22 protein-coding genes and 1 pseudogene are annotated in these 23825 nt (G+C 51.2%); 13 read left to right on the top strand and 10 right to left on the bottom strand.

Features of this window, described 5'->3' with window-relative positions:
• Nucleotides 1–5: 5 nt before the first annotated feature.
• The 3 genes and pseudogenes from QY332_21575 to QY332_21565 all read right to left on the bottom strand — a co-directional run bounded on the left by QY332_21575 (nucleotide 6) and on the right by QY332_21565 (nucleotide 3648).
• On the bottom strand, nucleotides 6–386 hold the full coding sequence (locus tag QY332_21575; protein ID WKZ36201.1) for a hypothetical protein: 381 nt from the start codon (nucleotides 384–386) through the stop codon (nucleotides 6–8).
• A 443-nt stretch (nucleotides 387–829) separates the two neighbouring features.
• The gene (locus tag QY332_21570) at nucleotides 830–1921 is read right to left on the bottom strand and encodes a hypothetical protein (GenBank protein ID WKZ36200.1); all 1092 of its coding nucleotides are present in this window, start codon (nucleotides 1919–1921) and stop codon (nucleotides 830–832) included.
• Nucleotides 1922–2275: 354 nt separating this feature from the next.
• Nucleotides 2276–3648: pseudogene (locus QY332_21565) on the bottom strand (IS3 family transposase).
• A gap of 209 nt (nucleotides 3649–3857) precedes the next feature.
• Here QY332_21565 and QY332_21560 point away from each other — a divergent pair.
• From QY332_21560 to QY332_21505, 12 genes are all read left to right on the top strand, one after another.
• On the top strand, nucleotides 3858–5339 hold the full coding sequence (locus QY332_21560) for an acyl-CoA reductase (protein ID WKZ36199.1): 1482 nt from the start codon (nucleotides 3858–3860) through the stop codon (nucleotides 5337–5339).
• Between the two features lie 12 nt (nucleotides 5340–5351).
• Entirely contained in the window at nucleotides 5352–6746 is a 1395-nt protein-coding gene (locus QY332_21555; protein ID WKZ36198.1) for a hypothetical protein, read from the top strand.
• Between the two features lie 5 nt (nucleotides 6747–6751).
• Nucleotides 6752–7303, top strand: coding sequence for a hypothetical protein (locus QY332_21550; GenBank protein ID WKZ36197.1), 552 nt, complete (start codon nucleotides 6752–6754; stop codon nucleotides 7301–7303).
• Between the two features lie 68 nt (nucleotides 7304–7371).
• A complete protein-coding gene (locus QY332_21545) occupies nucleotides 7372–9117 on the top strand; it encodes a hypothetical protein (GenBank protein ID WKZ36196.1) in 1746 nt (581 codons plus the stop codon).
• Between the two features lie 125 nt (nucleotides 9118–9242).
• Complete coding sequence (locus QY332_21540; GenBank protein WKZ36195.1) at nucleotides 9243–11570, top strand: type IV secretory system conjugative DNA transfer family protein; 2328 nt, start codon at nucleotides 9243–9245, stop codon at nucleotides 11568–11570.
• A complete protein-coding gene (locus tag QY332_21535; GenBank protein ID WKZ38484.1) occupies nucleotides 11545–12054 on the top strand; it encodes a hypothetical protein in 510 nt (169 codons plus the stop codon). The genes QY332_21540 and QY332_21535 overlap by 26 nt, the downstream gene beginning before the upstream one ends.
• Before the next feature lies 1 nt (nucleotide 12055).
• On the top strand, nucleotides 12056–12223 hold the full coding sequence (locus tag QY332_21530; protein WKZ36194.1) for a hypothetical protein: 168 nt from the start codon (nucleotides 12056–12058) through the stop codon (nucleotides 12221–12223).
• 9 nt (nucleotides 12224–12232) lie between these two features.
• Nucleotides 12233–14353, top strand: coding sequence for an Ig-like domain-containing protein (locus QY332_21525; protein ID WKZ36193.1), 2121 nt, complete (start codon nucleotides 12233–12235; stop codon nucleotides 14351–14353).
• Between the two features lie 17 nt (nucleotides 14354–14370).
• Nucleotides 14371–14919: a hypothetical protein gene (locus QY332_21520; GenBank protein ID WKZ36192.1), complete on the top strand. Its 549-nt coding sequence runs from the start codon at nucleotides 14371–14373 to the stop codon at nucleotides 14917–14919.
• 150 nt (nucleotides 14920–15069) lie between these two features.
• Nucleotides 15070–15909 carry a hypothetical protein gene (locus tag QY332_21515; protein WKZ36191.1) on the top strand — a complete coding sequence of 280 codons (840 nt, stop codon included), beginning with the start codon at nucleotides 15070–15072 and terminating at the stop codon, nucleotides 15907–15909.
• Between the two features lie 120 nt (nucleotides 15910–16029).
• Nucleotides 16030–16713, top strand: a complete 684-nt coding sequence (locus tag QY332_21510) for a response regulator transcription factor (protein ID WKZ36190.1) — start codon at nucleotides 16030–16032, stop codon at nucleotides 16711–16713.
• 7 nt (nucleotides 16714–16720) lie between these two features.
• The gene (locus QY332_21505; GenBank protein ID WKZ36189.1) at nucleotides 16721–17848 is read left to right on the top strand and encodes an ATP-binding protein; all 1128 of its coding nucleotides are present in this window, start codon (nucleotides 16721–16723) and stop codon (nucleotides 17846–17848) included.
• 234 nt (nucleotides 17849–18082) lie between these two features.
• On the opposite strand, the gene QY332_21500 is transcribed toward QY332_21505, so the two are convergent.
• From QY332_21500 to QY332_21470, 7 genes are all read right to left on the bottom strand, one after another.
• Entirely contained in the window at nucleotides 18083–18370 is a 288-nt protein-coding gene (locus QY332_21500; GenBank protein WKZ36188.1) for a hypothetical protein, read from the bottom strand.
• A gap of 9 nt (nucleotides 18371–18379) precedes the next feature.
• Complete coding sequence (locus QY332_21495; protein WKZ36187.1) at nucleotides 18380–19357, bottom strand: c-type cytochrome; 978 nt, start codon at nucleotides 19355–19357, stop codon at nucleotides 18380–18382.
• Entirely contained in the window at nucleotides 19354–20685 is a 1332-nt protein-coding gene (locus QY332_21490; protein WKZ36186.1) for a 4Fe-4S binding protein, read from the bottom strand. Before QY332_21490 ends, QY332_21495 begins: the two co-directional genes overlap by 4 nt.
• A 7-nt stretch (nucleotides 20686–20692) precedes the next feature.
• Nucleotides 20693–21079 (bottom strand): cupredoxin domain-containing protein, encoded by a 387-nt coding sequence (locus QY332_21485; protein WKZ36185.1) that lies wholly within the window; start codon nucleotides 21077–21079, stop codon nucleotides 20693–20695.
• Nucleotides 21080–21140: 61 nt separating this feature from the next.
• Nucleotides 21141–21587, bottom strand: a complete 447-nt coding sequence (locus tag QY332_21480; GenBank protein ID WKZ36184.1) for a PCYCGC motif-containing (lipo)protein — start codon at nucleotides 21585–21587, stop codon at nucleotides 21141–21143.
• 124 nt (nucleotides 21588–21711) lie between these two features.
• Nucleotides 21712–22011 (bottom strand): heavy metal-associated domain-containing protein, encoded by a 300-nt coding sequence (locus QY332_21475; GenBank protein ID WKZ36183.1) that lies wholly within the window; start codon nucleotides 22009–22011, stop codon nucleotides 21712–21714.
• Between the two features lie 12 nt (nucleotides 22012–22023).
• Nucleotides 22024–22227, bottom strand: coding sequence for a YHS domain-containing protein (locus QY332_21470; protein WKZ36182.1), 204 nt, complete (start codon nucleotides 22225–22227; stop codon nucleotides 22024–22026).
• 293 nt (nucleotides 22228–22520) lie between these two features.
• Between QY332_21470 and QY332_21465 the strand changes: the two genes are divergently transcribed.
• The gene (locus QY332_21465) at nucleotides 22521–23780 is read left to right on the top strand and encodes a C39 family peptidase (protein WKZ36181.1); all 1260 of its coding nucleotides are present in this window, start codon (nucleotides 22521–22523) and stop codon (nucleotides 23778–23780) included.
• Nucleotides 23781–23825 lie beyond the last annotated feature (45 nt).

Genomic DNA, 23825 nt, shown 5'->3' with positions numbered 1-23825 from the left:
TTTTCCTATCCGCAACTCACTGGTATCGTGTAGAGAGATTGCCAGTGTCCATAATTCTCGACCAAATCTTTAACCTGGTTACATGTTGTTTGTCCAAAAAACACATTGTCCATAGGTAATATATCTCTCCAAAGATTTATCGTATTAGGTGCGGCGTTATAATCAAACCGGGTAGTGGCATGTCCGCCATAATTTGTATTCCAATTGGGGATACCCTCTTCACTCTTGATTATATTAAATGCTCGATATTCATCATACCCCTTTATCTGCCCAAGATAGGGATCAGCGTCAACCTGCAAACTTTGTTCCCCTATTGAGGAAATGGTTTTAGCCTTATTGTATGCACTTTCAAAATCTGCGATTTGGCTATCGTCAGGATATAACATTGCGGCTAACGGATCGCGAGCTTTAAGTTCTTCGGGTCGGGTAACATTAAGTGCGCCTTCAACAATATTAATAAGAGCTAGATAGACTCTTTCCTACATTATTTGCGAGAGAAGCTGATTTGCTTCTCTCGCAAAATCAACCTTGGATTTCAGCACTCGACGTTGAGCACTCTAGCAATGCCCAATTTTTCGAAATAAGTTCTCCATTTTTGCCGATATAGAATTTTCTTTCGTCGGTGTCATGGTCAAGTCAGGAATTGGCGTAACGGAAAGTAAATCAATAATGACTTGTGCTTACATAATTGAGTCATCCTCAGCGGCTTCCGTGATTTTCTTGTCGTGTTGAGCAGACACCTCGTTTGTGAACGCACCCAACTGGTTGATGGTGGAATTGATCCTTCCATCTGCCAGTCCCTGAATGGCGGCATCCACTTTGGCATAGGTTATTTATTGGTTACACTCCACAAGGTAATTATTGCTTGGTCATTCATTGAAATTCTATCCATTTCAGTTAACAGAAAATTGCCGTTTGGGCTAAAAGCCAATATTTTCACGGCATTTGGCAGTTTTTCAGATTCAAACATAAGCTTTCTGCTTACAACATCCCATATCTGAAATGCGTCACTGCCACCAATTGCAAGTAATTTACCATCAGGGCTTATATCAGCACTATAGACCTTGGTTATTATTTTGGAATGTATAGTGACAATAAAGTTACAGGATTCAGAATCCCACAAATCAATGTCTTTTTGATTGTTCAAGTTTTTGGCAGCAATTATATTTCCCCTGGACGAGAAAGATACAGGTTCTCCCCCTGGGAAACTACAAATAATTTTTTTCTTTCCTATATCCCATACATGTACTTGTTGTTCAGCATCTTTTCCTATTTTACTCAACCCTAAAACTAAAAACTCTCCGTCTTGGCTTAATTCAAAATTAAAAGCAGTTCCTTTTTCCTGAATTAGGGAGCCTTGGCACTGCTCTCCTTCCGAATCCCACACAAATATCTCAGAATATTCATTGCCAATTCCTGCAACTGTATTAAGTGAGAAAATTTTCTTTCCGTCTGAACTATATTTGATTTGCTCAATTCCAAAACATGGCTGCAGTTTGTAATCCCCCACTTCCTTGATAAGTTCTCCTGTATTTTGGTCGAGAAGAATAAGTAACGGGAAAGTAGGAATTGCGATAACTTGATTGTCGGGGCTGAAAGCTAATCCAAAAGAAATATCTACTTTATGGAACCAATCCTTTCCAGGATCACTTGCCCTATACATGTAAACACCAAAGACATTGTCATCTTTTTCGTTGCCAAGGACTGCAAAACTTAAACTATCCATCGACCAAGTGATATTCTCAACATCGTATAACTTCCACTCACCGATAGGAGTTACCAGCAGTACTTGTGGCTGTTTCCCAAGAAAAGTATTACAACTTGAAGTCAATAAAATCGCCACAATCAAAAGAGTGCTGGTTTTTATTATTATCCTTGATATCTTATCTACGATTGGTGTAAAGAACTTTAAGTTGATCATTTTATTTACCATAGAATATTATTTGTATACCTTAACTGGCACTGGAAAGGCGCTTATAACGTTCTCATATATCCTGTATGCATTTGTCCCTTCACCAACGAACAGGTCTAAAGTTTGATGTGACCTTCTGCTGACTTCAGGACATAGTTTTTCTCCCACATCTCTTACTGTAAAAATTGTATCTTTGCTATAGCTCTGCATAAAATCTGCCATGTCTGGGATACTAATCTCTGTGCCAAAGGTTAGAGAACCGCCTTCATCCGCTAAAGAGGGGCATACCGCTATGTATGGTGTCAGAAGAAATGAGACACAAAGAGCGAATAGTTAAGGTGTAGATTTCCCGGATGGTTGGGATTATACAGCAGCTCGCAGGTTCTGCAAGCGTCGTTCCTGTAACGTTCTTAGCTTGATCTCCTGTCGTCGGGTTAGTACCTCCTTGGCTCTGCCATAAAACATATCTGCCGGAGTTAAATTGTCCAGAGACTCATGATATCTCTGGTGGTTGTAATACTCCACAAATGATGCGACTTCCCGTTCCAATTCCTCCGGCAGGAAGTAGTTCTGCAAGTTCACAATGTTCTTCATGGAGCGATGATAGCGTTCGATCTTGCCCTGAGTCATAGGGTGATAAGGCGCGCCACGTGTGTGTTCCATGTGCTTCCGATCCAAAAAATCCTTTAAGTCTTTGGACAGATAACAAGAACCATTATCTGATAACAGCCGCGGACGATGTTCCACCAAGACCTGATCCAAGCCAGTCTTGTCGAGGGCGATCTGAAGCGTAACCTGAACATCATTGGCTGACATGGTGGGGAACAATTTCCAAGCCAGAATGTAGCGGGAATAATCATCCAGCACAGTAGATAGGTAGTACCAGCCCCAGTTCAAGATCTTGAAATAAGTGAAGTCTGTCTGCCACAACTCGTTCACCCGTTTAGTAGGGTGCACGAATTTGTCTGCTGCGCTCAATACTCGGAAGGCGGGACTCTCCACCAGATCAAAGCGCTTCAGAATCCGAAACACGCTTGATTCCGAGATGAAATAGCCCTGTTGGTCGGTAAAAAGCCAGGCAATCTGCCTTGAAGAGCGGTCTGGATGGTCCAATGCCAGATCCACCACCTGCTTGCGGACCGCCTCAGGAATACGATTCCAGAATTGGCGCGGACTTGGGTTGCGGTCGATCAAGCCATCCACGCCATCTTCCTCGTACTTTCGGTACCAGCGATAGAAGGTGCTGGCAGGAACGTTTAATTCTTCCAGGGTTTTCCTGACTGACAATTGCGAGTGTTCCACCAGATGGATGATCTCCTGTTTCTCTATCTGGCTGTGTCGCATACTAATGTTCGCAACAGGTACGCTTAATCCTCCCATGAAGTGTCCTTGCCCAGCAAGCTTTTTTTTAGCACTCGATTCTTGAGTGACAGTTCTGCTACCAACTGCTTAAGTTGTTCAATCTCGCTGCGCATTTCATCCACTTCACGGCTGTCTGCTTCGCGATGGATGTCTCCCACTAATCGTTGTTTACCTGCTTCAAGGAACTCTTTGCTCCATTTGTAATATAGATTGGGATGCAGTCCTTCGCGACGACATAATTCGGCTATGCTGGTTTCCCCGCGTAATCCTTCCAGCACGATCCGCATTTTTTCTTCCGCATTGTACTTCTTGCGGGTCTTCCGCCGAATCTCCCGGACTGTGGCTTCCACGGATGAGACTTTTTCTTCGGCCATTTTCTACTCCTTGGGTTTTCTGATTTAATCAGATTTTGGCCGGGATTTCCACCTTACTTTTTCCGCCCCTGTGTCTCATTTCTTCTGACACCATACAAAGAAATATTTAGCAAACACTCCATTAATATGCCGCTATCCAAAAAATAATATGTCTGTTGGTAGCGACACGGACGGACCACCCGTCCGTGTTTTTTTATATCATTCCGCGCATGTCATCCGATCACCCCATCCAAATTCCCTTCATCCTGCGCGGTCAAGTAGTCACTGCAAAGGATCTGTTGTATCAAAGCCGGGACGGAAAGAATCAGTTTCATTTTCCTGACCCGCGTCCCTTGCTGGACCGGATCGTACTCTCCGATCCCGTTCAACTCCAGCGCGACTTTGCCTCTGTGCGTGTCAGCGAGATCATCGACTTTCTTGCCGAAGCAGGCAAAGCCATGACCCTTAATCATGCCCGCATGGAACAGGCTTGTCGTTTCGGCATGCCGTTCAGCGCCCTGCCGGAGTCCATCGTGCGCGGCAGTTATGACCTGATCCCGGTGGTGTTCTCGAAACTGGCGTTGCGCACAATGGTCGAGAATGAGATCGGCTCAAAGTATTTGGACGGCTGGGTCGAGATGCCGTATGCGGACAAGATCGCCAGACGACGAGCCTATGGCGCACGCACCCTGCATTTCATCTCCGGCAATGTTCCGGTGGTGGCTGCCCTGAGCATCGCCCGCGCCGCGCTGATCAAATCGGACAATATCATCAAGGTCACGCCCAACGATCCGCTCACCGCCGCTGCCATCGTCGGCGCGATGATGGATGTCGATCCGAACCATCCGGTCACCAAACATTTCTCGGTCGTGTATTGGTCAAAGGAATTGCAGGACTTCGAGCACGAGCTGATCCAGCCACGCTATTTGGAGAAGATCATCTCCTGGGGCGGCGCGCTGGGCGGGATCAACTCGACCCTCAATCACGGAAACCTGCAAGCCTCCGGCATCGATGTGATCGCCCTCGGTCCGAAGTTCAGCATTTCCATTTTAGGACGTGAAGCCTTCCAATCCAGTGCAGAGATCGAAAAGGTCGCCAAGCTTACCGCCAAAGATGCAGGTTCCTTCAACATGGAGTCCTGCGGTTCATCGCGCTTCCATTTTGTGCAGGCGTCTCCGGATCAGGCGATGGAATATGCCCGGCGCTTGTACGATCACATGCAGCACCAGGACCCATCCTTGAGTGCCATGCCGAAGAATTTCCCAGCTGACCTGCGCGATGAGATCAACGCTACCCGCGCCCAGGACGATTTCTATTATGTGGTCGGCGGGGATAGGAACGAAGGCGCTGTAGTGGTAAGTCTGACCGGCAACCTGCCCGACTTCTTCCCAATGCACAAGGTTGTGGTGGTCATCCCCTATGAAAATCCGCTGCAACTCGTGGATCGCATCCATCCTTCCACACAGACGGTTGGCATCTACCCCGAAACTCTCAAGAAGCCCTTACGCGACCTCCTGGTGGCGCGCGGCGTGTGCCGCTTCATTTCCATCGGACATACTGTGGAGTATTCCATCGGCGGTCCCTTCAATTCAACCGAGATCATGCGGCGCGCCTGCCGCTGGATCCTGGATGAACGTTTTCCATCCAAATGGGAACTGCCCGGTTTCTATCTACGCAAAGCCTGGCAGATCTTCAAACATCATATTTTTTAGGAGATTCATTTCATGACCAACTCTATTCTTTCGGGCACGCCCGAATCCTGGACCCGCCTGCCGGTCCAGACCTTGTTCTCGCTTTCCAAACCGGAATTGGATGATTTGCAATTGCATTGGGCGCAAACCCGCTTTCAACAATTGCAGGAGCGCATTCCCGCTTTGGATGCTTTGGCGGAAAAGCAGGGTGTGAAGATCATCGCCGACTTCGAGACTCTTGCAACCATCCTCTTCACACACCAGGTCTACAAGAACTATCCCTTTGCGTTCATCGAACGCAAGCTATTCACCGAGTTGACGCGCTGGTTGAACAAACTGACTGCGCATGATCTTTCCACGCTCGATATGCGCGGCGTGAACACCATCGATGAATGGCTCACGCGTCTGGATGAAGCTGGCATGTTCGTCTTTCATTCCACCGGCACGAGCGGCAAGTTAAGTTTCTTCCCGCGCAGCCAGACCGAGAAGGAAGCCTGGGTCGAAGGCACCTACACCTTCCTGGAAGCCTTCATGCCGGGCATTCGCGATCTTCATCTGCCGGTCTTCTGGCCCGCGTATCGCAGCGGACGGCAGGCTTCCATGCGCCTGATCACACATTTCGGTCCGGCGCTCGCGGGTAGTGAGGCGGAATATCACAGCCTGTTCAACGCACCCATGTCGGCGGATTTCATGTCGCTGGCCATGCGTATGAAACATGCCCAGGAACACGGCGACCTGACGGCGATGGATACGATCAAAGCCATCTTCAAAACGAAGGGCGAGATCGTCACGCTGAAAGCACGCAGAGCAGGTCTCACCAAAGCCTTCTTCGACAAGATGGTGCGCGAGTATCGCGGTCGGCGGGTCTTCCTGATGGCTTCCGCCACGGATCTCCTGGATGTGGCAGTCGAGGGCTTGGCAGCCGGACAGGAGAGAGTCTTTGCGTCCGACTCGGTTCTTTTGACCGGCGGTGGTTTCAAAGGACGCAAGACAATAGCCGATTGGAAGGACATCCTGAAGAAATTCTACGGCGTGGATCAGGTCTTCATGTCCTATGGAATGACCGAACTCAACACCTATAACATCGCCTGTTCCAAGGGCGTATATCATGTCTTCCCCTGGAACATCCCAATGGTATTAGACCCGGACGGCACACCTTTACCGCGCACCGGGGTGCAGACCGGACGTGCTGGCTATTTCGATCTGCTCGCTCAAACCTATTGGGGCGGCATCCTGACCGGTGACCGCATCACGGTTCACTACGATGAGGAATGTGGTTGCGGTTGGAAGGGTCCGTGGATCGAAGACAACGTGCAGCGCTTCAGCGAACTGATGGGCGGCGAAGACATCATCTCCTGCGCCGGGGTGCAGTCGGCATACAGTGACTTCATGGAATACATCGCCGCTGATGTACCGGAGGGAGCGTAGGTAGTATGGACCTTGCCGCATTGACCATGCTGGTTTTCGGCATGGTGATCGTGGGATCGGGGCTGACCGGACTCCTCGCACCACAGCTCCTTCTGAATGTGTTGGGCATATCGGACAGCGGTTCTGCCAATCAACTATTTCTGATGGCGACTTCCCAGGCATCGCTGGCGATGGGACTGTATTACATTCTGGCTTCCGTCAACGAAACACGCATCTTTTTTCAATGGAGCGTGCCCTTGCGGATCATCAACTTCCTGGTGTTTGCCGTCATGATCCCACTAGGCATTGCACCAACCCAATGGCTGCTGGTGGCAGGGCTCGAACTGGCAGGCGCATTGGCAACAGCGATTGCATTGGCTTCCAAAAGCGACTTCACATACAACCCGTTCCATGTAGTACGGATTGCCAGCCTGACTCTGGCTTTGATTGGAGGCATCCTCGCGTTCAAGCCATTTGGCATCTATGGCAGCGCCTCCGCCTTCCTGCTGATCTCCAGCGCTGGCATGATGTATGCCTATCGCCGTTTCGCGCCTGCGATCCCGGATCAAGCCCGATAAAACGATCCTGCCTCCCCTTAGCGACACGGACGGAACACCCGTCCGTGTCTTTTTGTATCATGCCGTCCATGTCTGAACCTCAAGACCAATTCGTTACCTCCATTGCTTCGGAAGCTGTGGAAGTGCTGGAAGATCAGCTGCTCTTTCCGGGCGGCTATCTATTACCGCTCTCCGCGCGTGGCACAGGTGTACCGGGAATGACAGATCGCCCCTGGTCGCGTCTTTCTGCCGATGTCTTTTATCCCAACCTGCCGGTGATGTATTCCTTATCCATGCGTCGTGAACCGCCGGATGTGCTACGCGGATCCTTGCGTGCGCGTCGCACCTTGTTCGAAGGTTTCATGATGGCGCTGGCAGAGAAGACCGGTCGCCGACCTTCAATGGCAGAACGTTCCGCCGATCACGCGATGGATGCTGCTGAGTCGGAACTGACCTTCGGCAAGCCGGCCTTCAAGATCGCCCTGATGTCAGCACTCTTTGTAGAGCGCAATCGTTTCGAAGAAGCGGAAGCCGCACGACGAGTCATTGAGTCCAATCTTCGCGCGCGTGGGCTCACAGCCCAAAGACTCTTCTATATTGCCGAACGTGCCCTGCATCACTTCCAACCCGGAGGAAAGTTATTTCCCGGATTGGATGAGCCGACGCTGTTCCTGGAAGAAACACTTCTATTATTGCCTGCACCATCTAGACAGGTCATGCCGGTCGAGGATTCCGTCTGGATCGGCACGCATGCCAGGGATGGACGGGACATCCACTTCTCGTTCACCAAGGGGCTTGATCCGGCAGTTCCGCCTCCACCCCATGCAACAACTCTTATTCTTGGAGAACCAGGTGCTGGTAAGACCAGCCTGTTGCGCTGGATCATGTTGCAACGTTTATTACAAGGCAGGACGGTCATCTCCATCGATCCCGAAGGCGAGAACAACAAACTCTGTGAAGCTGTCGGCGGAAAGGTTGTACCTGCTGGCATTCCCGAAGACACAGAAACCTGCCTCATTCATCCCCTGCAAGGCGAAAACCCGGCAGAGTTGTTGCTGGCTGTCCGTTTCCTAATCGCCTCCCTCGCCGGTGAGTCGGTCCTATCGCCAGCTGTGCAAGCTGCCCTGCATGAAGCGGTAAAGCGTCGTTGGGATCGCAGACCCGGCGCGATGTCGATTGCGGAATTCGTGGAGACGTTGGGAACCATCAATGTCCCGGAAGCCGCCATGCCCTTGGCATTACTCAGACCTTTTATGCGCGGCGGACTCTTCGAAGGGTTCTTCGATAGACCCAAAGCTCTATTATCCCCGCACTTCCCTGCTGGACAATGGTGGAATTTCGATCTGTCTTCCTTGCGCGAAGAGAACCGTGCCATTGTGCATTCGGTACTGGCATGGTTTCTATATCACGCAGTCACGGTCGGTAAACAACCGATGGACATTTTCATCGATGAAGGTTGGCGCTTGTTGCGCAGCGGTCCCTTCACCGATCTGTTGGATGAACTCGGCAGGCGCGCGCGCAAACGTGGTGTCGGCGTGACGCTCATCACCCATCTGCCTGCTGACCTGATGAAGAACCCCACTTCGTTGAGTCTGGCATCCACTGCCTTCATCGGTCGGCTTGGACCGGATGAAGCCTTTGCGTTTTATCGTTCCCTCGGCGTTCCAGAAAGCGAAGCACGCAAGAATGCTGAGACCACCTCACGTTTGCCTCCACGAGTCTTTCTTGCGGCTCCTTCTGCGGGACGTGGCGCGTTGTTTCCGGTGCTTGTCTCCATTCCACCAACATGGATCCAGTTCTGGAAGCAACTCGGGGCGATGGGGGTACAGCGATGATATGCATTCAATGTGGCTATGAACATGCCAGTGCTCCAGATCAATGCCCTTTATGCAAAGGGGATTGGCAGGCTTGGGAGTTACTCTTTGCCCCGCATGCCTTGGAGGATCTGCGCGCGCAGGTCATGGGTTGGATCGCACAACTGCCGTTTCCCACTCTCATGGAATGGATCGCATCCCCAAAGGGCTTGCGCGTGCGCTTGTATCTGCCGCCCCATGTGGCGGAAGGCGTGGTGAATTCCTGGTCTGCGATGACCGGACAACATTCCAGATGGCGCAATTTGGGCATCGTGAAGGTTCAATCCGGTGGATATGCTCTGTACACATCCAATCGCTTGCCGTCCCTGATCGCTTCTGCCAAGGACAGCGATCCCTTACTTGCCATTGGCAGCCGGCTGATCAGCGCCGCTCGGGATGGGAAGGATGTCAGCCTTCGCCTTTGGCTGCTTGGGAACGAAGATCAACTGCAGGAGAAGTTACGCAGCCTGTCCGCATACTCGTATGGTACGGAAGGCGGCGTCGGTAACGACACGCCGAATTCCTGGGGCTTGCAGTTGGATTTTCTGCGGGCAGGACTGTTCTTCGGGATGATCATGGCAGGTATCAGCGGCGGGATTCTATTCGCCGGTTGGTTCAATCCCTTTGGGGTCTCCATGTTCGTGATCGCCGGCATCACAATCTGCCTTGCATCCGCTCTTGGTATTCGGGACTGGCTCTCATGGCGTTCCATTCCAAAGGAAGTCGTGGAGAAACGGATACAGGAGCCGTTGTTGAAGGTTGCGTTCTCCATTTCTGAACCCATCCAACTTCCATTATTGGCTGGTGAACAATCGTGGCAACCCATTGAATCAGTCTGGCCTGCAATCCAGAAACACACCTTCCCATTACCAACTGGCGAACTTGCCGGACTCATTGCCCCGCTGCAACTAGGCGAAGGCTCTGGTTTGTTGGATCGCGCGGTCTGGCAGGAAGTGCCAGCACCGCCGCCTTCTCAACCCTTGCTCGAAGCGGGTTTCAAGATCGGGCAGAGTGTTGCGACCGGAGCAATGGTGGGGGTCGATCCGGATGGACATGGTCTCGCGACCGGAGGCAGTCGCAGTGGTAAATCCTCCTTTGTCTATTCGATGCTGGAACAGCTGATCGCCCGTGGCGATGATGCACCGGGAATATTTTTGGTGGACCCACATGTCTCACTGGCAGATGCCTTCCTCGATGCCATTGCACAATTGCCGGAGGAACAAAAGCAAAAAGCAATCAAGCGATTAAGAGTGATCACCCCGGATCAACCGCAGGTTATTCCCCTAAATCTTCTGTCCGTTCCCGACTTCACCTGGGCGGGCAATGCCATTGTGCAGGTTGGGCGGCGCATCTGGGATGACTACTGGGGTCCGCGTATGCAGGCAGCGCTGCTTGGATTGTTTCGTCTCGCGCATGTCTGGAACCAGCATCATCCACAAGCCGGACTGGGACTCTTGCATATCGTTTTCATGGCATTCAATAAGAGATGGCGGCACACGGCAATGGCGTTGCTGCCGCCCGGCGAACGCATGGGCGCCCTGGCGCTCGATGCCTTATTGGGTCAAATCGGGGAGGAGGATAAAAAGAGTCAGAGTTGGATCACGGAGGTGATCAGCCCGGTGCTCTCCAAGGTCATGGCATTGGAATTGTCGCCCTGGCTGTTCTCTGCCATGCACCAGGAAAGTTTCGTGGACCTCAATCAATGGATCGACGAACGCGCCTGGATCGTCTTGCGTTTGCCTTCCGGCGAGATGGGACGTGAAGGTGCAAGGTTGACCGCCTCCGTTCTCTACAACGTCTTCGAGGCTGCTTATCGCAAGGCGACCCTGGAGAAACCTGTACCTTTTTATTTCATTGTGGACGAAGCGCAGGAGATCGGGTCGGGCATGCGTTTGGAATCGATGCTGGCAGAAGGCGCCAAGTTCGGTGCGCGCATGTTCGTATTGGCACAGTCGCTTTCGATGATGCGTAAAGTGGAAGGCATGGAGCCCGTCGTGCAGGCCATGCTTGCCAATACATCCACGCAGATGTTCTTCTCCCCAGACCCGGAGGATGCCGACCTGATCCGCGCCACCTTGAGTTCGACGGTGCGCTACGGGAACATGACTCTCGATCTGCCTTCGTTGCAGTGCTGGCTGCGGGCGCGTATTGGCGGGAGATGGCAGCCGCCGACCCTGACACAGATCAAACCCCTGCCGCGTGCGGATGCCGCGAGAGTCCGGGCATTGATCGAGGAAGTGATCGCGATCCATCCCAGGGATTATCTGCCGGCGAACGGCTGGCAGGAGAAGGCATCGCGTGCGCTGAAGGACATGCTCCCCAAGGCTCTAGCGCCCCTCCTGGGTGAATTTCTAGCGGCGTGGATCGAGGAGCAACAAAACACCCAGATCCATCAGCCTGAGCCACAGGATGATGAAAGGCGGTTGGGTTTCTGATGACAGCGATGATGTTGCGTTTTCTGTTAGTGGCGTGTGGCGGTTCGTTTGCCTGCATATTGACTTGTATTGGCGTTATTTATTCCGCCTGGAGAATGTCCCGGCGGGACAACCCCCATTCTGGGGGCATTGGATGGGATCGATGAGCGAGTTAAATGTATTGATCGACCAAATGGTTTTGGATATCGGGACGCATGTCTTTCAGCTCGATGATCCACGTTTGCGAATGTTCCTGAATTGGCTGGCGGCTCATAGCGGCAGCATGAAGGTCCTCGCAGGCAATGTCCTCGATATGGACATCGCCGTGCTTCGAGGGACAGACTTGCAGGAAGGATTCAAGTCAGCTCTGAAGACCTGGCTGGAGTCCCTGCCGGCGCAGGGCATGCTTTGGGAATACCGCACCATTTCCTTTGAAATTGCCTGGTGGCGCAACCTGGACCCTGTGCGGTTGAAGATGATCGTGGAATCGGAAACTGGGCAGTGAGATGATGCGCTTCCTTGCCGGCCTGGGTGTCGGCATCTTTAGTGGGTATCTGCTGGGACTTGTGATTCCGCTCCAGGTGTTCATGATCGCCTGTCTTGTGCTTCTGGCGTTGGTGATTTTGTTGTTCTTCCTGTTCCATCTCGGCATCCGGGATTTCCAGGAATATTAGGAGTTAGTTATGAAGCGTTATCAATGGATTGGGATAATCCTCTTCCTTCCCATTCTCTTTTTGTGGACATCCGCGTCCACCCATGCAGCGCCTCTGGCGGCGTATTCATTGCCGGAGGGACGCACTTATGACCAGGCTCACAATACTGGCTACATCGACTGGAGTGGTTCTGCCCAGTACGTGTACATTACTCATCGCGATGGATCCTCACTTCCACCCGAGGAAGGTGGCACATTTTGTGGTTCCAATTGTTCCGAGTGGGTCACGCGGCTGGGCAATGGTAGCGTTGCCAGCGGCTCCTTTGACCGCGATGTTTCATACTTCGAGATCATGGTCGGCTTTACGCCTGACTCAAGTGTGGGCAATGCCGTGTTGCGGGCATGTTCCTCTGTGGATACATGGTACTTGCAAACAGGCTCTGGACTCCCAGGGTTTGTGAGTATGGCGATTGCTGTTCCAGCTGGCTGTCGTTCCTGGTCTTTAACCGCATCAGGTGGATATGTGGATTTTCGTTCCATCGACGTGGAATACATCGGTCCACCGTCCACTGCCACACCCACCCCGTCGCGGACACCCACGTTCACACCGACCATAACTCGCACACCGACAGCAACCTTTACACCCAGTCTGACGCCGACGTTGACCTTCACGCCGACCATGACATATACACCCACGGCGACCTATACCAATACCCCATCGCCCACACCGACACCGCTGCCGCCACAAATTACAGGAGTTGTGGTTTGTGATCTGTGGGGTGATGCCGGTTGGTGCCGAGGGAATGAGACTCTGGAACTCTCTGCCGGTGATCCGCAGGGGTTTGATGTGACCATCGCCGGTGATTTGAACGGAGTACCGTTTACATGTGGAGATTCCTGTGACTTGGCTTTACCAGAAGGAACTGGTACAGCCAACTACACTGTGACATCCACCAGTGGGCGAGCTGCGAGTGGTTCGTCCACCTGGCAGCGGGATTGGACGCCACCTGATCTTGAAGTCAGTCTCCCGCCTGTTGAAGGCAGGAATGGCTGGCACATCTCGGAAGTGGACTTGTCTGCTACGGCAACAGACGTGATCTCTGGACTTTCATCCCTGCTGGCAAGCGCTGATGGTGGAGCAAGTTGGGTCACTCCACCCATGCACTTCACAGATGGGTCACATGCTGTCCTGATATATGCCAGGGATGTGGCTGGAAATGAAGTGACGGTATCCAAGGTAATCCGCATAGACACGGTTCCTCCGGTCGCTCAAATCACCTCCCATTCCAATGGAGAGGTTGTACAGGGTGATGTGCCCTTCAGTGGAAGTCTAGTGGACGGTATGTCCGGTCCAGAGGGTGGTGAAGTTTCGGTTGATGGAGGAAACACCTGGCAGGCAATCTCGATGAGTGCAGGAGATGGCTGGTCTTACAACTGGCATTCTGGCGAAGTGCCAAATTGGGACTACACCATCCAGATGCGCGGCAGGGATCGCGCCGGCAATGTTGGCGATGTGATCACAACTACGTTGACTGTGGACAATGCCCCGCCCGCCGTGTCCATCACAGAACGGTGGTGGATTTGGGAGAACGGAACTCTGAAGGTTTCCCCCAATCACTTTCCGATTGCCAGCATCCAGGTGACCATCCGTGATCCGCAAAAGCGTTGGAAGGAGTTGGTGTTGGATTTTGATCCCGGCAGGAATTCCTATGTCGTGAAATGGGATCGGCGCTTTGGGGATGGAACGTTGGCGCCAGTTGGGGAATACCCAGTTCGGGCAGAAGCTTGTGATGTGAATGGATTATGTGGACAGGATACGGGTAGGATCGTGATCCCCGAGGTGGCAACATCGACCGCCACACTAACTCCATTCCCAACAGCGACCAGCACTTTGATGCCTTCGATAACGGCGGTGGCAACACAAATACCGCCAACATCGACTTTGGTATTGATCACTCCTGTGCCGGAGGAGATAACTGAACCTGCTCAGTCCTTCCTGCCACTTTGGCAGATCATTGGCTTGTTGGGATTGTTTATGGTGATCGCGTCTGCCAGTGTAGTTGACCCCCGCCCCAAAGCGCTGGAAAGATTGGGTGAAACGTTCAGGAACATGTCTGAACGCTCAGAAGACGAATCTATTAATAACAAATAACGAAAAGGAAAAGAAAAATGGAAATACTTCTTGCTATTGTGGTGGCATCCGCCGTGATCTTCTTTGGCGCATTGATCAGTATGGGAAACGAACGCCAAAGACGGGCATTAGACAACTTGCGCGAACAGGTCTTTTTATGGGCTGTAAATGATTTGCAGATCAAGAGAGAGAAATTGGCGCGTGATGTCAAGGTTGAACATCCGTTGGGCTGGTTCAAAAATGTGATTTCAAAAACATGTAACCTTGAAGGAGATCTTCAGTTAGTTGAAGTCTTTGAAAGTCCTGCAGTGATGGTATGCACCTATTCCGAATCAGGAAAAAATATTATCCTGACACCATTATCTCCTGATGCAATACGCAGGCTGGTGTATAAGAATCATAGTCGGATAACCAAATTTGCCGATGGAAATCCATTGTTGACCCTTCCGCGCAACGTCGCGGTGAAGGAAGTATCTGTGTTGAATGGCGGTTTTCTTTTTGATCTGGAATTACCACTTGCATGGAAGGGGCTGACTGGACGGGATGTACTACATATGGATCGTTTATGGGTGTATGCGTTGCCCTAGTTACTGCACCTGGGTTAGCTTCCTGCCGACCGCTCGAATAACCTTTACCATATCTTTATAGTCGCTTTACACCCTTTTCAACCACCAATCCTATACTGGTGTCATAAAACAACACACAACCGTGTGAAACACCAAAATAGGAGATTATCCATGAACAAAACTTTAAGCATGACCCTGACCGTTATTGCAGTCATTGCGCTGGCTGCAGTCGTCTTCTTCGCGGGGAGCATGTATGCCCGCGCGAACGCCTTTGGACCGTCCATGATGAGCGGTTACGGTTGGAACAATAACAATGCCTACGGACCTTCCATGATGAATGGTGGCGGACCCAATATGATGGGTGGCAACGGTGGAATGATGAATGGCAGTACTGGAATGGGACCCAACATGATGGGCGGATACGGCTACAATCCCACCAACGTTACTCCTCTCACCATTGACCAGACGAAAGCCGCCGCTGAGAAATATATGGCGAATCTGGATAATTCCGATCTGGAGGTTGCCGAGATCATGATCTTCGATAACAACGGCTATGTGATCGTCAAGGAAATCAGCACGGGGATCGGCGCCTTCGAGTTGCTTGTAGACCCCACTTCGCAGATTGTCTACCCTGAACATGGTCCAAACATGATGTGGAACCTGAAATACAGCGGACTCAATCACCAATACATGATGGGCGTCAACGGTGGAATGATGGGCATGATGGGCGGCAATAATGGAATGATGAATGGTTGGGACAGCGCCACCCCACTAGATGTCACTGCTGAACTGACAGTCACTCCCGAACAGGCTGTTCAATACGCCCAGCAATATCTTGATACAAATTATGCGGGTGCAACCGCCGCGACTGATCCTGCACAGTTCTATGGTTATTACACTCTTGATTTCGAGAAGGATGGCAAGATCATTGGCATGTTGAGTGTCAATGGCTACAGTGGACAAATCTTCCTGCACACCTGGCATGGAACCTTCATCGAGGAAACCGAGTAAGACTCGGACTCAAACTATAAGATGCGCCGAGATAAGCCATTCGGCGCATCTTAATTTATGCAGGTGAAGTTACAATACTGGCAAACTCCTCAACCAATTATCCAACTATAAGAGTAGCACATGACAAAAATCCTGGTCATCGACGACGAGCCTTCCATCGTCAATCTTGTTACCGCCTACCTCAAGCCCGAAGGCTATGAGATTTTCACCGCGACGGATGGTCCGTCGGGTCTTAAGTCTGCCCGCGCTTTCAAGCCCGATCTCATCGTCCTGGATATCATGCTTCCTGGCATGGATGGAATTGAACTGCTCTCACGCTTGCGGCGCGAATCAGAAGTGTATGTAATCCTGTTGACCGCGAAAACCGAAGAGACCGACAAGGTTGTTGGTCTTTCCGTTGGCGCAGATGATTATGTGACCAAACCTTTCAGCCCGCGCGAATTGGTGGCACGAGTCAAAGCCGCGGTCAGGCGCATTCAAACGGGATCAGGTTCAGGGCTCGAAACGAGCGTGCTGTCCTTTCGTCATTTACATATGGATGTTGGCGCACGCATCGTTAAGGTCGATGATCAAGAGATTGAATTGACCGCCATTGAATTCGATTTGTTGAAAACGCTGGCTGAAAACCGCGGCAGGGTACTCACACGTGAGCAATTGCTGGAGAAAGTATGGGGCGGCGAATACTTTGGCGAAATGCGCGTCGTGGATGTGCATCTCGGACATGTCCGTCAGAAGTTGGGACGTGAAGATCTAATCGCGACGGTGCGCGGCGTCGGTTATAGATTTGAAGATGAACCGTTGTAAGTGAGGAATGATGATTGATTATTTCCGACGTCGCTTGGGCGCAAGGCTGTTACTGTCCTATCTTGTAATCATCGTGGTCGGGGTGTTGGTATTAGTGATCGCTAGTCAATTCATCCTGCCGACCTCCTTTAACCGCCACATGAATGGAATGATGGATGGCGGTATGGGAATGGGGATGGGTATGAACAATTCGATGGGACAACTGTATGTGGATTTCCGCGCCAGTTTCAACGAAGCCCTGATGTATGCAACGCTGGCAGCCATGCTCGCCGCATCCATTCTCAGTTTATTCTTCAGTCGCAGTGTGATCGCTCCCGTCCATGCCATGTCGCTTGCCACACAACGAATTGCCGACGGGCAATATGACGAGCGCGTGCAAGTCAATGGCAATGACGAACTCGCACAACTTGCAGTGTATTTCAATCAGATGGCTGAAAAGCTAAATGAGGTTGAAACCATGCGTCGCCGACTGATCGGTGATGTCAGCCACGAATTGCGCACGCCGCTCACCGCCATCATGGGTTCGATGGAAGGATTGATGGACGGCATCCTGCCCCCTACCGACGAGACATTTCGACAAGTCCATGCAGAAGCAGAGCGGCTTAATCGCCTCGTAAACGATCTGCAGGAACTCAGCCGTGTTGAAGCCCGCGCCTATCAACTGGATATTCGCCCATTGGATGCTTCCACGCTGGTACGAACGGTGACCAAGCGCCTTTCCCCTCACGCGGAATCAAAACGCATCACACTTGACTTTGAACTGCTGCCTGACCTTCCACATGTCCTGGCTGACGAAGATCGCGCTGTGCAAGTGTTGACCAACCTAACAGGCAACGCTTTACAATATACGTCAGAAGGCGGCAGAGTTACCATTTCCGCAAGGAGAATCAGTCATGAGCTCCAATTTTCCATTCGTGACACGGGTATTGGAATTCCACCCGAACACCTCTCGCACATCTTCGACCGCTTCTATCGCGTGGACAAATCCCGTTCACGTCAGACAGGTGGTGGAAGCGGCATCGGCTTGACGATCGCGCGCGCCCTCGTCGAGGCGCACGGCGGACGTATCTGGGTAGAGTCGGCAGGTGAAGGGCTGGGAAGCGTATTCAACTTCACATTATCCATCGCAAAATAAGGGTAGCGGCGGGATTGTGCAATCTCGCCGCTATTTTGATTTTTATGGATTTTATGGAATCCAATTCGACAATACGTTCACGATCATATCGGGATTTTCAGGATCATTTGTTTTTAGATGCACCGCAAAGTTATGCGGACCGTCCATGCCTGCGTGCATCATAAAGACGCTAGACTCAACGATTGTGCTTTCGCCGGGTTTGAGTACCATCGAACCGATGGTCAGTTGAGGAGGTCAGCACCCCTCCAGAACTTCGATATACGGGTCTTCTTTGAAACGCAGTGTGCCATCACCCGTATTGGTGACTTTGATGGCGAAAGTCTTCTCGACGTTGAACTTCACATCGCCGTAATCGATCAGTTGCTGATCCACCGCAATGGATGGCGTCCCTCCTCCATTGCCACCGCCTTGGTTGGCAAAGAAAAACGCCGCCGCTGCCAGAAGAATCCCACCGAGTGCGACAAACAACCAAGGGAAATTCTTCTTTCTCTGCTTTTGATACTTCTTATTTTTTTTGCTCATTGAGCCTCCTTACTTTTGATATTCAAACTGGAACGAATAGATGTACGCAATCAGGTCCCAGATTTGTTCTTCAGTAAAAATTACGCCCCACATGGGCATGCCTGTTCCCATGCCACCGCGCAAGATTTTCCCTTGCAATAATGCTGGGCTCGCGCCAAGCATTCGCCGCGGATCGGTGAAATCCACGGGGTTCTGCATCACCATGTCCATTGCACCTTCCATTGTTTGCATCGAGGCTTCCCCCGTCTCAGCAAGATCGTCGGCAAAGACGCCGTCGCCTGCGCCGTTTTCGCCGTGACAAGCCGCGCAGTTTTGGGCGTAGAGTTCTTTTCCGTTGGCAAGGGATTCGGGTGTGGTATTCGATTGCCAAAGATAGGCAACTGCATCCCACTTTTGGGACTCGGTTAAGGATGTGTTGGATAAGTCGGTGAAGACTTGGTAGGGCGAGTGGGAACGATAGTAATCGGGAGATTGGGAGATTGGAAAATTGGTTGCGAGAAATTTACCGTTGAGTGCCAAGGGTCTTCCATTTGGAATAATGGGCGAGTCGTGCGGAGCGTCAATGTCGAGGTTGAGGGAAACGTAGAGGGGAACAGTAGCAGGCTCGGGGTCGGTAGAAGCGCCACTGACTTCTATTGTGCCGCGCATCCGCCAGTGGTTGAGTCCGCACCAGCGCGTGCAGAAGAAGGTATAGATCCCAGGCTTATCGAAGTTCAGTGTGATGTCGGTGACTTTGCCGGGTAGGATGTCCACACTTTGCATCTCCATCTGACCGACTGCAAAGCCATGTACAACGTCATCCGAAGTGATCTTTAGATGAAGAGGCTTGCCAACTTCTGCTTGAATAACATCGGGATTCCAGCCGCCATCCTCCGCCATGCGTGCATGGATTAAGGGTGTGCGCGCCCACAGGAATAATGGAGCGCCAACTGCAAGGAGAATTCCTGCGACGATCAGGAAACGGGAGATGAGTTCAGAGCGTTTCATAGTAATAACCAGAGCATGAGAGAGGTGGCGATAAAACAATACACGATCACTGGAAAGGGTGAAACCTTTACTTCACCTGCGGCTTTTTGCGCGGTGCGCGCAGACCAGATCAAGCCGCCGATCAGTGCTAATGTTTGTGCGGGCGCGAGAATGGAGGTGAGCATCGGCTGCCATGCTGCATTGGCTGTGCCAAAAATATTCCAGCCAAGCCCCAGCGGATCAGAGAGGGCAGCTATGATGTAGGAGGCGTTGGTGAGAACGAAGGACAGACTAAATGCCACCCAGAACATCAAGCCCAATGGGATCAGGGCGGTAGAGAGCGATGCAAATCTTTGTTTAAGTGGAAGCGTATTCTTTGTGTTTAGAATACCAAGCGTGAACACCCCAGGCAAAACAACGAAGATGATCGCAAGAAATGCAACGGCGTATACGAACCACGCACTTGAGCCAACATTGTAGGCGGCGTCCTTAAACATGCCCCACGGACCGAGCAGAACGCCTGCATAAATGATCGCCGAGCCTAGCATGATGAAGGCTTTTAAGGCTTCGTCCATGTGTACCGAAGGTTTGGCAAGGTCAGCGGAAAAGGGACGCAGGTTGATGGCGATATTATCGTGCGGGCAGGTGCGGATACATTCCATGCACAAGCCGCAATAGGTATTCCTGGTCAAGCCGCCAGGGAAGACATCCCACGGACAGCCGTAACCTGCTGACGAACCGTTATAGCAGGGCTTGCCTTCACAAGTAACGCAGACCTGCTTATCTTTGATGCGCAATTCGATGGGAGCGGTTTGGGAATACAGACCGATAAATCCGCCAACCGGGCAAAGATAGCGGCAAAAGGCACGGCGTTCAAAGACTGTGCTAAGTCCAATGGCAGCAAAGAGCATGGCGGCTAGGACGATGCCGGTGATATTCGGGGTTGTCAGCAGCACGCTGCTGAAGAGAGCAAGAAGTAGAAATGAAATATTCTGCAGCCAGATATTGCGGAACATCTTTGGCACGCGCAGATTGAGCCACTTCGGTCTTTTATCGGGGGGACTTAAGATTGCTCCGCGCTGTAACCACTCGCCTGGAAGTGGGATCGGGCAAACTGCGCACCATCCACGCCCGAAGAATGGGACGGCGACAAGGATCAGGATCGCCCACCATGCGATCCACACGAAGACAATGCTAAAGTTATGACTCCCGACAGGCGTCCCGATGAGTCCTGCAAGGATGGCAAAGATGTAACCGATCAGCATCACGATAAAGACTGCCAATTGCGGGTAACGGCTTTTGAGAGCGTTCTTTATAAAGGGGATACGGGTAAGTTCGATCTTTGCCATGATGGAATTATGTTTTTTGTTTTAGAGATAAAGTTATGCCAAGCACAGCCAACATTGCCAAACCGATCGAGCGATACAGCCAGATGTTCGAGCCGACCGTCAACTTGCCGATCATGAACGGGTGCATGGCTCCGCAGGTGACGTTGCATCGAAAGCGGAAGGAGCCGGACTTGTCCGCGACAAAGGTCAAGGTTGCGGTTTGACCGGGATCGGCTTCGACGGAAATATCGTAGCCATCCACGTAGAGTCCGTGAACGACATCGGCGCTGACCAGTTGGATGGTCACGGTGTCGCCAGCGTTGACTTTCAGTTCGGAGGGGGAATAGGCATATTGGCGCGCATCCACCTCAAAGGTCCGCTCCTGAGGCGCAACGGCTGGAACTGGCAGAGGCACGAACGCCACCACCAGTCCAGCCATCACGAGAAGGAGAAGAGAGAAATAAAAGCGCATGAGATTAGGGGATGTTGGAGGGTCCGTACTTGGAATACGTCGCGTCGATGTAAGCCCTGGCATCCTGCGGACTTTTGCCGTCCCGTAACATGCGCATCACATCCTGTGTGATGTCCACGCAGATGGAACAGCCGAGGGCATGGTTGTCGAAGGTGATGTTGTTCTTGTCATCGATGTTCGAGACGTAGCAATCGTAATTCGAGGTGTGACCGATGTCGCCGCATCCGCAGTAGCAGGGAATATTTTTCATGATGTCGGGGTTGGCGGTGTTGAACTGATAGGCCTCCTGTACCGCCACAGGCGCGGACTGAACTTCCATTGGCATTTGGTCGAGCGGCATCATGGCAAGATGCGCGTCATCAGAGTTGGAAGTGGAGCAGGCAGAAACCGCAGTAGCGGTCAGCGCCAAAATAACGAGAAGGAAAAGGAACTTTCTGGTCTTTGAAAACATATTGGGTCCTCCGTGTTCGGATGACCCAATAGTAGTCTGACCATTAAGTTATCTCCAGCGCAGTACGGCGGGTGGGGATATACGCCAAATGGCTTATGATGAATGTCATCTGACGAAAGGTCATTTACGATGCTATCACTTGCGCTTGATAATTGTGACGTCCATCGTTCCCTGCTCCAATTACCGCCTGGATCAGCATCTCGGCAGAGACCATATTCTCATCGAAGTAAACTTCCGCCATGCGCATGTTCAACATCACATCAGCGTCATGGACGCCATCCAGTAACAGAAGTCCATTACGTACCCTTGTGGCACAGTTGGGACAGCCCATCCCTGAAACGGACAGCAGGATTCGGTTGGCAGACTGGATGACATGATCCAGCGCGGACTTTTGGATCGGTTCAACGTGACAATTGTCGCTCATAAAGGTTTCCTTTTAATTGTGTTGTTTTACGGGATGGTGCTGGACTTTCCTTGCCTTCTCTCCCAATTCGGGCTTGGCAAAGGTTTTTGGGGAACGTTCAAACTGAGCCTGGCATTGCGGACAGCACAGAAAATAGTTCACACCTTCGAACTCGATGGTGATATGGGCTTTGCCGCGATTGACGCGTTTTCCACAGACGGGATCTTTGAATGACATGTTGACACTCCTTGGTAATTGTATTTCTTCATGTGCTTCTTCCATTTAAGTTGACTGACTGAGTAAAAACACCAAAGACTGGGCCAATCTCAATCAGCAGGATGGAGTCTACAAGATTTGACATTAAATGCAGAGAGACATCTTGCCTATTCCGGGCATACGCCATTTTGCGGATATTGTTTTTCAGGTAGTTTTCATTTGAGCTGTGTACCCTTGGATAAGCAGGAATACCTGTGTAGCTGAGTACAAAATGGTGCCTGCATGGAAAATAATTTGATCAAATAGACATTCATATGAAGAAGATAACAAACACCAAACTCGCAATATTTTTTCTGCTGGGGTCAATTGTTGTGATTCCCCTGATCTATTCCATTCCTGTGGTTCATGAAAAAGTTGCATGGCGAGTCAATGAAGCATGGGCACAGATCAAGTATGCAATATCTCCTCCGGAGAAGGTGCTATTTGTCCCAAAGCAGATCCCCACAACTGAAGTTCCTCACCCAACCGCGACTGGGACAGTTCCCGCACCCCAACTTATGCCAGCAACGACGCCAACCCTCGTAGTGTCGCCAACACCTTTACCTGAAAAAATAATTCTCAATGGTGCCCAGCATGAATATCAAACCTGGAATAACTGCGGCCCGGCTACCTTGGCAATGGCGCTTACTTACTGGGGATGGGACGGTGATCAGCGACCGATTGCCGCCTTCACCAAACCCAATTCGCGAGACAAGAATGTAATGCCTTATGAACTGTCGGATTATGTTCTGGAGGAAACAGGATTTGAAATTGTTTACCGTACAGGCGGTGACATCGAACTACTCAAACGTCTGTTGGCTGCCAAATTGCCGGTGATCATCGAGAAAGGCTTCGAGGGACGCGGTTTTGATGGTTGGATGGGGCATTATGTCCTCGTGACCGGTTACGAGGAAATCGAAGGCAGGTTTATCGTTCAGGATTCGTATTATGGTCCCGATCAGTCTATTCAGTATGAGGATTTGGAGAGCAATTGGCGGGCGTTTAATTTCACATATCTTGTTATTTATCCGATTGAACGGCAGAAAGACGTGGTCGTGATTTTGGGACCCCATTTTGATGTGGAATACAACAACCAAAGCTCAGCACAGGTGGCAAAGGAAGAGGTCGTCCAATTAGCCGGACGGGATCAATTTTTTGCATGGTTCAATCTGGGCAGCAGTCTGGTTCAACTCTGGGATTATGACGGTGCAGCCGTGGCGTTTGACAAAGCATTTGCCATGTATCCTGATATTCCAGAGCAGGAGAGACCCTGGCGTATGATGTGGTATCAGACCGGTCCATACTCGGCATATTTTTACACAGGACGTTATCAGGATGTGATGGAACTTGCTACCACCACTCTCAAGGCTATGAGTGAACCGGTACTCGAAGAAAGTTACTATTGGCGCGCCCGTTCCCTTGAAGCATTGGGGGATAATGACAGAGCCCGGATGGATCTTAGGACAGCACTCAAATACCATCCCGGTTTCGAGCCTGCATTAACCCAGCTTCATCAATTAGGAGATGTTCCCTAAAACAGGTGCTGGGCAGGTGCAGCAGGGCTATGCATTTTTCTACTC

Source organism: Anaerolineales bacterium, from assembly GCA_030583885.1.
GTDB lineage: Bacteria > Chloroflexota > Anaerolineae > Anaerolineales > Villigracilaceae > Villigracilis.
The sequence above is the reverse complement of the archived record's forward strand: the minus strand, read 5'-3'. Positions and strand labels throughout refer to the sequence as shown.

Excerpts from the sequence above, each read along its gene's own strand:
- QY332_21575 (WKZ36201.1), bottom strand. The coding sequence starts at position 386 with ATGTTATATCCTGACGATAGCCAAATCGCAGATTTTGAAAGTGCATAC.
- QY332_21570 (WKZ36200.1), bottom strand. The coding sequence starts at position 1,921 with ATGATCAACTTAAAGTTCTTTACACCAATCGTAGATAAGATATCAAGG.
- QY332_21560 (WKZ36199.1), top strand. The coding sequence starts at position 3,858 with ATGTCATCCGATCACCCCATCCAAATTCCCTTCATCCTGCGCGGTCAA.
- QY332_21555 (WKZ36198.1), top strand. The coding sequence starts at position 5,352 with ATGACCAACTCTATTCTTTCGGGCACGCCCGAATCCTGGACCCGCCTG.
- QY332_21550 (WKZ36197.1), top strand. The coding sequence starts at position 6,752 with ATGGACCTTGCCGCATTGACCATGCTGGTTTTCGGCATGGTGATCGTG.
- QY332_21545 (WKZ36196.1), top strand. The coding sequence starts at position 7,372 with ATGTCTGAACCTCAAGACCAATTCGTTACCTCCATTGCTTCGGAAGCT.
- QY332_21540 (WKZ36195.1), top strand. The coding sequence starts at position 9,243 with ATGGGTTGGATCGCACAACTGCCGTTTCCCACTCTCATGGAATGGATC.
- QY332_21535 (WKZ38484.1), top strand. The coding sequence starts at position 11,545 with ATGATGAAAGGCGGTTGGGTTTCTGATGACAGCGATGATGTTGCGTTT.
- QY332_21530 (WKZ36194.1), top strand. The coding sequence starts at position 12,056 with ATGATGCGCTTCCTTGCCGGCCTGGGTGTCGGCATCTTTAGTGGGTAT.
- QY332_21525 (WKZ36193.1), top strand. The coding sequence starts at position 12,233 with ATGAAGCGTTATCAATGGATTGGGATAATCCTCTTCCTTCCCATTCTC.
- QY332_21520 (WKZ36192.1), top strand. The coding sequence starts at position 14,371 with ATGGAAATACTTCTTGCTATTGTGGTGGCATCCGCCGTGATCTTCTTT.
- QY332_21515 (WKZ36191.1), top strand. The coding sequence starts at position 15,070 with ATGAACAAAACTTTAAGCATGACCCTGACCGTTATTGCAGTCATTGCG.
- QY332_21510 (WKZ36190.1), top strand. The coding sequence starts at position 16,030 with ATGACAAAAATCCTGGTCATCGACGACGAGCCTTCCATCGTCAATCTT.
- QY332_21505 (WKZ36189.1), top strand. The coding sequence starts at position 16,721 with ATGATGATTGATTATTTCCGACGTCGCTTGGGCGCAAGGCTGTTACTG.
- QY332_21500 (WKZ36188.1), bottom strand. The coding sequence starts at position 18,370 with ATGAGCAAAAAAAATAAGAAGTATCAAAAGCAGAGAAAGAAGAATTTC.
- QY332_21495 (WKZ36187.1), bottom strand. The coding sequence starts at position 19,357 with ATGAAACGCTCTGAACTCATCTCCCGTTTCCTGATCGTCGCAGGAATT.
- QY332_21490 (WKZ36186.1), bottom strand. The coding sequence starts at position 20,685 with ATGGCAAAGATCGAACTTACCCGTATCCCCTTTATAAAGAACGCTCTC.
- QY332_21480 (WKZ36184.1), bottom strand. The coding sequence starts at position 21,587 with ATGTTTTCAAAGACCAGAAAGTTCCTTTTCCTTCTCGTTATTTTGGCG.
- QY332_21475 (WKZ36183.1), bottom strand. The coding sequence starts at position 22,011 with ATGAGCGACAATTGTCACGTTGAACCGATCCAAAAGTCCGCGCTGGAT.
- QY332_21470 (WKZ36182.1), bottom strand. The coding sequence starts at position 22,227 with ATGTCATTCAAAGATCCCGTCTGTGGAAAACGCGTCAATCGCGGCAAA.
- QY332_21465 (WKZ36181.1), top strand. The coding sequence starts at position 22,521 with ATGAAGAAGATAACAAACACCAAACTCGCAATATTTTTTCTGCTGGGG.